This window comes from Crocosphaera sp. Alani8, assembly GCF_038442745.1.
GTDB lineage: Bacteria > Cyanobacteriota > Cyanobacteriia > Cyanobacteriales > Microcystaceae > Crocosphaera.
Genome location: NZ_JARVCN010000251.1, coordinates 1 through 4687 on the forward strand (window position 1 = coordinate 1; position 4687 = coordinate 4687).

At 35.9% G+C, this 4687-nt stretch carries 5 protein-coding genes; all 5 read right to left on the minus strand.

The genetic code is table 11. The features are described 5' to 3' along the window. Positions 1–32 precede the first annotated feature (32 nt). The 5 genes from lnt to P9B04_RS14690 all read right to left on the minus strand — a co-directional run bounded on the left by lnt (position 33) and on the right by P9B04_RS14690 (position 4199). Positions 33–1634: an apolipoprotein N-acyltransferase gene (gene lnt, locus P9B04_RS14670; RefSeq protein WP_342055731.1), complete on the minus strand. Its 1602-nt coding sequence runs from the start codon at positions 1632–1634 to the stop codon at positions 33–35. Between the two features lie 94 nt (positions 1635–1728). Further along, positions 1729–2268, minus strand: a complete 540-nt coding sequence (locus tag P9B04_RS14675) for a hypothetical protein (protein WP_342055732.1) — start codon at positions 2266–2268, stop codon at positions 1729–1731. 80 nt (positions 2269–2348) lie between these two features. Next, the gene (locus P9B04_RS14680) at positions 2349–2954 is read right to left on the minus strand and encodes a GerMN domain-containing protein (RefSeq protein ID WP_342055733.1); all 606 of its coding nucleotides are present in this window, start codon (positions 2952–2954) and stop codon (positions 2349–2351) included. A 75-nt stretch (positions 2955–3029) separates the two neighbouring features. Then, positions 3030–3839 (minus strand): LmeA family phospholipid-binding protein, encoded by an 810-nt coding sequence (locus P9B04_RS14685; RefSeq protein ID WP_342055734.1) that lies wholly within the window; start codon positions 3837–3839, stop codon positions 3030–3032. Positions 3840–3884: 45 nt separating this feature from the next. Beyond that, a complete protein-coding gene (locus P9B04_RS14690; RefSeq protein WP_342055735.1) occupies positions 3885–4199 on the minus strand; it encodes a DUF3067 family protein in 315 nt (104 codons plus the stop codon). Positions 4200–4687 lie beyond the last annotated feature (488 nt).

A 4687-nucleotide genomic window follows, 5' to 3' on the forward strand; every position in this document is an offset into this window, starting at 1 on the left:
AACAACAAAAGCCGTGCTAGAAGCACGGGGTTTTAAACCCAATTTTTTGATAAGAGAATTATTTTTGCTAACCATAATATCCCTGCAATAATACCTAAACCCAAGGTTAACCAGTCTCCCCATTTCACATATAAAGTTTGGTTATTTCTAGGATAGATTGTCCCTTGGTGTAACTGATAAGTATTCATCTCAGATATCCATATTGTTTCTCCTTTGGGGTTAACAATAGCAGAATAACCAGTGTTGGTTGCTCTAGCCATCCACTTATCGGTTTCAACGGCGCGAATAACGTCTTGTGCGTGATGTTGTGCGGGCATAATTTCGCTGTAATGGGCATTGTTAGAAGCAGTGATTATGAACTGCCCCCCGGCATTTGCTTGACGGCGAAAATGCTCACTAAATGCGGATTCGTAACAAATTCCCGTGATTGCCTGACCAAAAGGAGTGTTAAATTTTTGCTCGGTTGTTCCTGCTATTAAATGACTATCTAGAGGAGATAATCTGTCGATTATTTTTCCTAAAATATCTTCAAAAGGAATATATTCTCCCAGGGGAACCAATTTTACTTTATCAAAACGACTTACTATATTTCCTGTTTTTGTAATCATGAATAAACTATTAGTATAGCTTTTATTTTGGCGGCCAAATGCACCAAGAATTACAGGTAATTGTTGTTTTAAAATGGCACGGTAAAACGAACTATTTTTAGTGATGTAATCTAAATCGAAAGGTAAGGCGGTTTCTGGAGTGATGATTAAGTCAACATTGTTGTTGCTAAGTTTTTTGTATCCGTTGGTATAACCTTCAATGGCTTTTTTCCATCCTTCGGCATAAAGTTTTATTGTATTGGGAATATTTCCTTGAATAATACCGACGTTGATAGCTTTATCTACATTATTAATTAAGGGTTTTTGATACAGGTAAAATCCTCCTAAATGGAGTAAAAATATTCCTATAAAAGCCATTGATGTTAATTGTAAATATTGTTTTTTCTTTTGCCGGTAAAGTAAGATAGACTCCGCTAGTAACCCATTGATTCCAACAATAGCGGCAGTTATAATAGAATAACCCGACAATTTAGTTAATTGTAAAATAATTAAATTATTAGGACTCTGAGTATAGGATAAGGAAGTCCACCACAAATCTCCCTGATTCCAAAGCCATTCTAATAAGCACCAAATTGCTACACCAAAAATAATTCTATAAATTACTCCGAATAAATTACTGTTCAATAATTGATTGCCATTTTTCATTTTAGTATTGATAAATAAACGAAAAATAAATGACCACAGTGTGACTAAGATAGCTCCCCAAAGAGTGATGAATAACCAACAAAAAATAGCAATTAATAAACTAAGTAACCAAGGAACTCCCATCCAAGTCATGGGGTGAACACCAGTAATCCAAAATAGGGAAAAACCATGATAGACAAATCCCCAAACGAAAGCGATTAAAGTTTTTTTATTAACTAGAATATTTAAAAATATTGACCTATTTGTATGATAATTATTATCATCGGATACAGTAAATAACCATAAAGGAATCAATCCTATCCAAGCTAAATAAAGAGCAGAAAAAGGAGCCGTTGTCAACCCCATTAATAGACCACCAATAGCAGTTAATAATAATTTCATGATTACGGGTTAATAATTAATAGAAAAAAGCTCCATAAAGTTAGGGGACAACTACTGTTGACCCCCAATATTTTTCTGATTTTTACGACATTTATTATTCATTATATGCAGGAAACAAATCGCGAGGAAAATCCTGCGCTGATAAACAAACATCCATCGCTCTGATAGGGTTCATTTCATCAGTTTCATTGGCTGCCGCAATGACACATTCAGAATAAAAACCAGGTCGTGAACTGGTACGACAAGAATTTAATAAAGTTAATAAGTTAATCTCTTCTGTGTCTGTTTCGGGGTCAACCTCCGCTAAATCAGGTACAGCATTATAAATATCAGCGACACAGTTTCCTAAATCGATGGGTCGTCTCACTTGAAAACAGGCCCTAAGAGAGTCATTTCCATCTATAGGGGTTGCATTCCCTATCATACTGACACATTCTGATAGTTCTTTAGGAATCAGCGCATCAGAACAAGCAATGGCTGCATCCTCCCCAGATACATCAAACTTTTGCAGTTGTGTTACACACACACTGTACTGGTTCCAGTTTCCTGCTACTGCTACGGGAACAGTCAACAATAATAAACCCCCAGAAACGGGAAACACTCCTAACCCACGAAATAAACGATTTAATAACATGATAATAACTGTTTCAGACAGTATTGAAACCTAATAAGTAAATCACTTGGATTCTAACAAAAGATTGGGTGAGGTTACGATTAAAGCTCAAAATTTTCTTCAAACCACCGACGAGTTATGGGTTGTTTTATCATTAACCCTTCTCCCCCCAACAATTCTAGGGGTTTTCCTTCAATGGATACCCAAACTTGACTATCAGGGTCTAAACTAGTAGCAGTATATAGCAATTGGGCTAAACGTCCTGTCATGGATGCACTGCCACCTCCTGTGGTAAACTCGGAGGAGAGGTTAAGATGAATATCTTGTTGATTTAATTTAAGGCTCAATAATTTCGTTTCCGCAGGAATAGTGGTGCGGTTTTCAAGATTCTGAGTCTCCGATATTAGCTTGTTGATAGCGGTTTCTAAAACCTGTTGCTCTGTCAGAGACTTTGAGAGGGTTAGAGGAGTTTCCTTTAACTGCAGTTCATCACCTTCCTTTTCTAGCCAATACACCCGTGCTGATTGCTCGGTAGTAGAAGATTGATTGAAAGGACTCTCCTTTAGTATCGGGTTGTTAATATCTGTGGAGTTAGTTAAGGTATGAACGGCCCACCAGGTGGTTACAGTTCCTGTGGTAATCATTGCGGCAATAATTCCAGCAACAAAGCCAACAGAGGAACGATTTTGGTGATCTTTGTCTTGCATATTATTTTCCTCTTATTTTTCTCTATTCTTCACGACGATTCTAGCGTAGATAACAGTTCCTTGCTTGGTGGTGAACTACTGATTATCTTGGACTGTATCAAGACGGAAAAAAGCAGCAATATCTAAAGTGTTCTCGTCCATATTAACCTGTAAAATTCTTACTAGAAATCCTTGGTCAGCAAAAATATCTAAGCTTAATCTATCACTGATACCTGCTAGTAATATGTTGGCGAATCTTGAGGAAATTTTTCTATCATTAATAATAGCACTGAGATCTTTTAATTTAATATTCTTTCCCTGGTCTATTTCAAATCCTACTTCGGCTGCGATCGCTAATTCAATGGGAGGTTCTCCTTCTTCTCCTGGTTGCTCTAATTCTATTTCCAAAGCTAAGCGATTTTCTGCCATGAAATTAAGTTGTAATTTTAATATATTAAAGCTTGGTGCTTCGGGAGGCAAAACTGTATCAAGGAGTGCTTGTAATTGCTCTCTGATACTATAAGCTTCTAAGGCTAAATTGAGGTCTTGTTCTTTAATAACCAGTCTAATACCACCTTGAAAAGGTTTATTTAAAGAAGACTGGATACTTTTAATTCCCTCCAGGTTTTGAATTTTACTAATATTAATATCAATAGGATCGGTTTCCAAATCAAGGGTATCTATCCTTAGATTTTCAATCACTTCTACTCCACGACTGGCGATACGAATGCGATCAATTTTTCCAGCAATTGGTTGATAACTGGGTGTATTATCCACCCTAACCGCTAACTTTTCTACACTCTTCACCTGAGAACGTAATTGATTAGCTACAACACTATCAACCACGAGTCCCAAAGGAGAAATAACAGCAATTAAACTCGACAGAAAAATAGTAAAAACTTCCATATAGTCAGGCAATTTAATTTATTTTTCTTGAGGGTAACACAGAATTCATTCATCCAAAATCCACTCTGAACTTTTTTCTCCTAAGTCTAAGGGAACACTAACTGCTTTTCCCAGACGAGGACGTTCTTTTGTGGTTTCTAAATAGTTAATAAATTGTTGTTGACTCCCCCAAGCTGTTAAATAATTGGCGATCGCATTCAAATGTTCAAAATATTCCTCTTCAGTCATGGGAAAAGATGCTTGCTCAAGATATTTCCACATGACTTGGCAAAAAAACTGACCTTTGATCTTTCTTAGTTGTATATCGTAGGATTTGCCCCACTTACTGTACAGTATTTGGTGTAGGTCTTGTCCAGTCATAACTTTTCCTCTCTCTCCATCATTGAACTTTGTCTTAGTTGGTTATAACAGAATGTTGAACCATTAATCTTTTAGAATCTCTGAGTGTCACAGTTGTAACAACATAAAAATCTTCAGAATACCATTATTACAGCAGCAGAAAATTTTTTAAACATCCTGCAAAAGAATAGCAAAAAATATCCGAAGATTGTAGATTTTCGACATCATGAAAAGTGAATAAAGTCAAGAGAAGAATTACTTATCTAAAGATTATTTACAAGAGATAAAGAATGAGATATTGTAGCAAATGTGATAAAAACATACGATAAAATCGTGATAGATGTTAAGAATACAGTCATCTATTAAAAGCCTTAATACATCGATAGAATCTTTTCTGTGACTATAATTATCCACTTTAAATCCTCTGCTTTTTGAACCGAATTTTAACAATAGGTGATACCAAATCCGCTCTTGTTATACCCTTTATAAGCTAGAATAGGCAGATGTCT

Coding starts and splice junctions, on each gene's coding strand:
- lnt (WP_342055731.1), bottom strand. CDS start 1,634: ATGAAATTATTATTAACTGCTATTGGTGGTCTATTAATGGGGTTGACA.
- P9B04_RS14685 (WP_342055734.1), bottom strand. CDS start 3,839: ATGGAAGTTTTTACTATTTTTCTGTCGAGTTTAATTGCTGTTATTTCT.
- P9B04_RS14675 (WP_342055732.1), bottom strand. CDS start 2,268: ATGTTATTAAATCGTTTATTTCGTGGGTTAGGAGTGTTTCCCGTTTCT.
- P9B04_RS14690 (WP_342055735.1), bottom strand. CDS start 4,199: ATGACTGGACAAGACCTACACCAAATACTGTACAGTAAGTGGGGCAAA.
- P9B04_RS14680 (WP_342055733.1), bottom strand. CDS start 2,954: ATGCAAGACAAAGATCACCAAAATCGTTCCTCTGTTGGCTTTGTTGCT.